Origin of the sequence: Paenibacillus sp. OT2-17 (genome assembly GCF_009827695.1) — a bacterium.
Lineage (GTDB): Bacteria > Bacillota > Bacilli > Paenibacillales > Paenibacillaceae > Paenibacillus > Paenibacillus polymyxa_B.
This window is the reverse complement of the sequence record NZ_WUDQ01000230.1, coordinates 1-5,488: the sequence shown is the minus strand read 5'-3', so window position 1 is coordinate 5,488 and position 5,488 is coordinate 1. Positions and strand designations below refer to the sequence as shown.

The 5,488-nt window shown below is 47.7% G+C and carries 3 protein-coding genes and 2 pseudogenes; all 5 read left to right on the top strand.

Annotated features, from left to right (window positions below; all coding sequences use genetic code 11):
- On the top strand, positions 1-1,642 hold a 1,642-nt coding region (gene valS / locus GRP75_RS18200), incomplete at its 5' end, for a valine--tRNA ligase (RefSeq protein ID WP_160789980.1).
- Positions 1,643-1,678: 36 nt separating this feature from the next.
- Entirely contained in the window at positions 1,679-3,055 is a 1,377-nt protein-coding gene (locus GRP75_RS18195) for a bifunctional folylpolyglutamate synthase/dihydrofolate synthase (protein ID WP_023989957.1), read from the top strand.
- A 6-nt stretch (positions 3,056-3,061) separates the two neighbouring features.
- On the top strand, positions 3,062-4,441 hold the full coding sequence (gene murC / locus GRP75_RS18190) for a UDP-N-acetylmuramate--L-alanine ligase (protein ID WP_160789981.1): 1,380 nt from the start codon (positions 3,062-3,064) through the stop codon (positions 4,439-4,441).
- A gap of 167 nt (positions 4,442-4,608) precedes the next feature.
- Positions 4,609-5,385 (top strand): annotated as a pseudogene (locus tag GRP75_RS18185) (SPOR domain-containing protein); the annotation flags it as partial.
- A pseudogene (locus GRP75_RS18180) lies at positions 5,375-5,488 on the top strand (acyltransferase); the annotation flags it as partial. The pseudogenes GRP75_RS18185 and GRP75_RS18180, both read left to right, overlap by 11 nt.

The window sequence follows — 5,488 nt, the reverse complement described above, 5'->3', positions numbered from 1 at the left end:
TATTGAAGAGCACGTACACCAAGTAGGCCACAGTGAGCGTACAGGTGTAGTTGTAGAACCTTATCTGTCCACACAATGGTTTGTGGAAATGAAGCCTCTGGCAGCTAAAGCGATTGAAGTGCAGAAGGCTGGCAACGGGGTAAACTTTGTACCGGATCGCTTTGAACGTACTTATCTGCATTGGATTGAAAATGTGCGTGACTGGTGTATTTCCCGTCAATTATGGTGGGGACACCGTATTCCGGCATGGTACGATGAGGAAACCGGAGAAGTTATTGTATCGGCGGAGGACCCTACAACTTTGCCTGAGTACGCTGGCAGAAAGCTAAAACAGGATGAGGATGTGCTGGATACTTGGTTCAGCTCGGCTTTGTGGCCGTTTTCGACACTGGGCTGGCCTGAGCAGACAGAGGACCTCAAACGCTACTATCCGACTAATGTCTTGGTTACAGGCTATGACATTATTTATTTCTGGGTATCGCGTATGATTTTTACCGCGCTGGAGTTTACGGAAGAGATTCCGTTCAAGGACGTACTTATGCACGGGTTGGTTCGTGATGCGGACGGTAGAAAAATGTCCAAATCCCTCGGCAACGGTGTTGATCCGCTCGACGTGATTGACCAATATGGTACCGATGCCATGCGTTATATGATTTCCACCAGTAGCACGCCTGGGCAAGACCTTCGTTTCCGCTGGGAGCGGGTGGAGCAGGCCCGTAACTTTGCCAATAAAATCTGGAATGCGTCACGCTTTGCGCTGATGAATCTGGAAGGCGTCACTTCTGCAGATATAGATATTACTGGTGACTTGAGCACCGCTGATCGTTGGATCCTGCATCGTCTAAACGAAACTTCACGCGACATCACGCGTCTAATAGATGCTTATGAATTTGGCGAGACAGGCCGCCTTCTGTATAACTTTATTTGGGATGATTTGTGCGACTGGTACATTGAGTTTGCGAAGCTTTCCCTATATGGCGACAATGCAGAGGCGAAAAAGAAAACGCAATCCGTACTTGCATATGTATTGGATCGGACGCTGCGCATGATTCATCCGTTCATGCCGTTTATCTCTGAGGAAATATGGCAGCATCTCCCGCATGAGGGAGAAACGATTACACTGGCCGCTTGGCCTGTTTATGATCCGGCTTTTGAGGATAAGGATGCAGTCGCTGAAATGAATTTGCTGATCGACGTAATTCGCGCTGTACGCAATATCCGCGCTGAAGTCAACGTGCCGATGAGTAAGAAAATTGAATTACTCATAAAACCCGGCGATCAAGCCGTTCTCGATACCATTAACCGCAATGGGGAATATGTACGTAGATTCTGTAATACGTCTGAATTCGACGCAGGATTAGAATTCACCGTTCCAGATAAAGCGATGACATCTATAGTTAGCGGCGCAGAGCTATACCTGCCGCTGGCCGGACTGCTTGATATTGCCCAGGAAATTAGCAGACTGGAAAAAGAACTTCAGCATTTGAACAGTGAAGTGGAGCGCGTGGAGAAAAAGTTATCTAACCAAGGCTTTGTGGCGAAGGCACCAGCTAAAGTCATCGAGGAAGAAAAGGCCAAGCAAGCCGATTACTCAGATAAGCGCGCTAAAGTTATCGCACGTATTGAAGAACTCAAGGGATAATTTCACTCACAATAAAATGACCTGAAGGTGAAGAGGATGTCAGATACGATCAGGGGCGGAGATACGGCTCCTTTACAAAGCTATGATGAAGCAGTGGAATGGATTAACGGCTTGATTCCGTTTGGCATCAGACCCGGATTGGAACGAATTGAACAGCTAATGAGTAAGTTGGGTGATCCGCAACGACATCTGAAGTTTGTGCATATTGCGGGAACCAACGGTAAAGGCTCGACTTGTGCCTTTCTGACCTCTGTGCTACTGAAATGTGGGTACGATGTCGGAACTTTTACATCTCCGTACATCACCCGATTTACGAACCGTTTTCAATTCAATGGGACCGATATTCCCGATGAAACGCTGGTTTTGCTTGCCAATCGCTTGTATCCGTTGGTGAAAGAAATCGCAGATAGTGAATTGGGATCACCTACGATGTTTGAGGTATCGACAGCGTTGGCTATTTTATACTATGCTACGGTATCTTTCCCAGATGTTGTGGTATGGGAGACAGGTCTCGGGGGAAGGATGGATGTAACTAATATCGTGAGTCCAATCGTCTCGGTTATTACGAATGTCGGCTATGATCATACGGATATTTTGGGAGATACGCTCGAACAGATTGCAAGGGAAAAGGCTGGTATCATCAAACCGGGTGTACCTGTCGTCAGTTGTGTTTCCCAACCCGAGGCTATTCAGGTCATACGTGAAACGGCGGCAAAGCAAGGAGCTACCTTGTACCTGGCAGGAGAACAGTTTACGTATGAACGGCTAAATGGGGATGAAACAGCTCAGACCTTTTCATTCGCGGGGCCCTTCCGACATATGGAAATTGACATCACGTTGTTAGGCGAGCACCAATGTTCTAATGCGGCAGGAGCTATGATGGCACTTGAGGTCCTACGTCAGTATATGGCTTTTGTGTTGGATGATGCAGAACTGCTGGAGGGCTTTAGGCAAACTGCCTGGGCAGGGCGTCTCGAACAAGTCAGTACCTCGCCGAGGATTGTCCTTGATGGAGCTCATAATCCAGAAGGAGCACAGACGCTGGCCAAGAGTCTTCCTCAAGTGTATTCGTACAAAAAATTGGTTTTAATGATGGGGATGCTGTCAAACAAGCATCATGAAGCATACTTGCAGCATATACTGCCACTAGTGGATACGCTTATCCTGACCGAGCCCGATTTTCGCCGCAAAATGAATGCCGCTGAATTGGCTCATCTCGTGGAGAAGCTGCGGCCGTCTTATGCCAAAACGGATTTAAAAATAATTGTAGAAGGTGACTGGAAAAAGGCTCTTGGCCTGCTTCAGTCACATACGGAAGCGGAAGATCTGGGGGTGGTGTCCGGCACGCTGTACCTTATTGCGGATGTACGGGCTACCCTTATGTATCAAACCGATTCGGAAAAAGGTTGGTGAAATTTGTTGATTACTTCGGAACATGTTCATTTTATCGGTATCGGCGGATACGGGATGAGCGCGATTGCTCGGGTCATGCTGGAGATGGGTTATACCGTGACTGGCTCAGATGTGGCATCACAGGAGCTGACAGAAAAACTGGCGGCAAAAGGCGCAAAAATATATATTGGACACACGCCTGAGCATATTGCAGGCGCGGATATCGTCGTCTATTCAACAGCATTGTCACGTGACAATGTGGAGCGGGTGGCAGCGGAGGAATTGAATATTCCAACTCTGCACCGTTCGCAGATGCTGGCTCGCTTGCTTAACGAACGTAAGGGAATAGCTGTTGCGGGTGCGCACGGTAAAACGACAACCTCTTCCATGATCGCTCTGGTTATGGAAAGATGTAACGTTGATCCAACGTATATTATTGGCGGCGAAATCACGAATTTGGGGACGAATGCCAAAGCAGGTAAAAGCGAGTTTGTCGTTGCTGAGGCGGATGAGAGTGATGGTTCTTTCCTGCAATATCATCCTTGGCAAGGCATTGTAACCAATATTGAAGCGGATCATTTGGAAAATTACGATGGCGACTTTAATCGTCTGAAAAGTGCCTATGTACAGTTTTTGAGTCAAATTCGACCGGATGGGGCGGCTATTGTATGCGCAGATGATCAGAACATCCGGGAAATGTTGCCTCAGCTCCAGACTCGGGTCATTACTTATGGAGTGGAGCATGAAGCGGATTATATGGCGACAGATATCCAATTAGGTGACCGTCGATTAAGCTTCACTATGAGCCGTAAAGGAATAGCACTCGGAACGATCGAACTATCAGTGCCGGGTAAACATAACATGTATAATGCGATGGCTACTGTGATATCCTGTTTGGAAGCAGGGATTCCATTCGATCAAATCGCTGCTACTATTGTAGAATTTCACGGAGCGAAGCGTCGTTTTCAAGTACTAGGTGAAAGCAATGACATACTGATTATTGATGACTATGCGCATCACCCAACAGAGATTGAGGCTACGATTAGCGCAGCGAGAGCGACTGGCAAGCGTATTATTGCTGTATTCCAGCCGCAACGCTATAGCCGCACCTTTTTCCTGCTCGATGCGTTTAGCCGCGCGTTTAGCGAGGCTAGTGAAGTCATCATTACCGATATTTATTCACCAGCGGGAGAAAAACAGATTGAAGGCGTGCATTCTTCCAAGCTCGTGGATTTAATCGTCCAAAACAGCAATGCGAATGCAATCTATTTGCCGACCAAAGAAGCTGTGATCGAGGAGTTGAAAGATCGCTTACAGCCGGGTGATCTTGTGCTGACGATGGGAGCGGGAGATATCTGGAAAGCAGGTGACGCGTTAGCGCGCCATCTTCGCGGACAGCAAGTGTAATACGTATAAAAATGAGCCGTTACGCCAATGAATTACATTTATTCGAGGGTATTCCGAACACGACTGTGTTTCGGGATACCCTTTTTTTGTAATGCTGGGGTATATATTCTTAGCTTGACTCATACAACAGACTATGAGGAAGTATGGGACAAGGAGGGAGTGCATCCATGAACAAGACAAAGATGAAATTCCGGTTCGACAAACAGTTGCCGGAGACAAGCCGGGAGGATAAGCTACAGGTGCTTCCGTACAAAAACGAGTCGATTACGAACGAACAGCGTGAAACTGATAACTCGCATAAAGGAACGGAACGGAACAGAGGAATGAAGAAAAATACTGTAGCTACGCAAGAATCAGAGATCAACGAGCCTGAGGATCTGAACAAACGCATTTCAAGTCGGCGTTTTGCTCCAACATTAAGAGTACAAGAGGGATGGGAGGACCCCTTTGGCCGTTCGGCGGCTTCCTGGTCAGATGCGGAAGTTCTACCAGATAGCCTGGAAGAGGATGAGGAAGCTTATCATTCTGTCCAAGAGTACAGAAAGCGTCCGCCCCACCCTTCAAGATGGAAACTGGTTGGCTCTGTAGCCAGCGCGCTGGTGACTGGAGGCATGTTTGGATATATTATGTTGTTACTGTTTAACGGAGGAGGCATGGTCCCGGGATCAGATCCTTCAGTAGAGGAGGCTGTACCGGTCTTTAAAGAATCTGTTGGTGTGGATGCAATATCTGCAAAAGAGAATTCTGTCCCTGTCACTGTCATAGAGGCTCAGGTACCTCCACAAACCTACTATTTGCTGCAATATGGGGTTTTCAGCACTCCAGAACGGGCCTTACAAGCAAAAGAAGAACTGTTGAAGGCAGGCATTGCAGCAGGAGGGGATACCGAGGACCAAAACCGGGTATATGCAGGAATATCGCCGGATAGGGAAGGCTCACGAATACCTCATAGAGGAGTATCGTATCGGTAAAGTGGTGATTGGTGATCATGTGTTGATCGGCGCCAACACAACCATTTTGCCGGGTGTGACCATCGGTGACGGAGCT

Excerpts from the sequence above, each read along its gene's own strand:
- GRP75_RS18195 (WP_023989957.1), top strand. The coding sequence starts at position 1,679 with ATGTCAGATACGATCAGGGGCGGAGATACGGCTCCTTTACAAAGCTAT.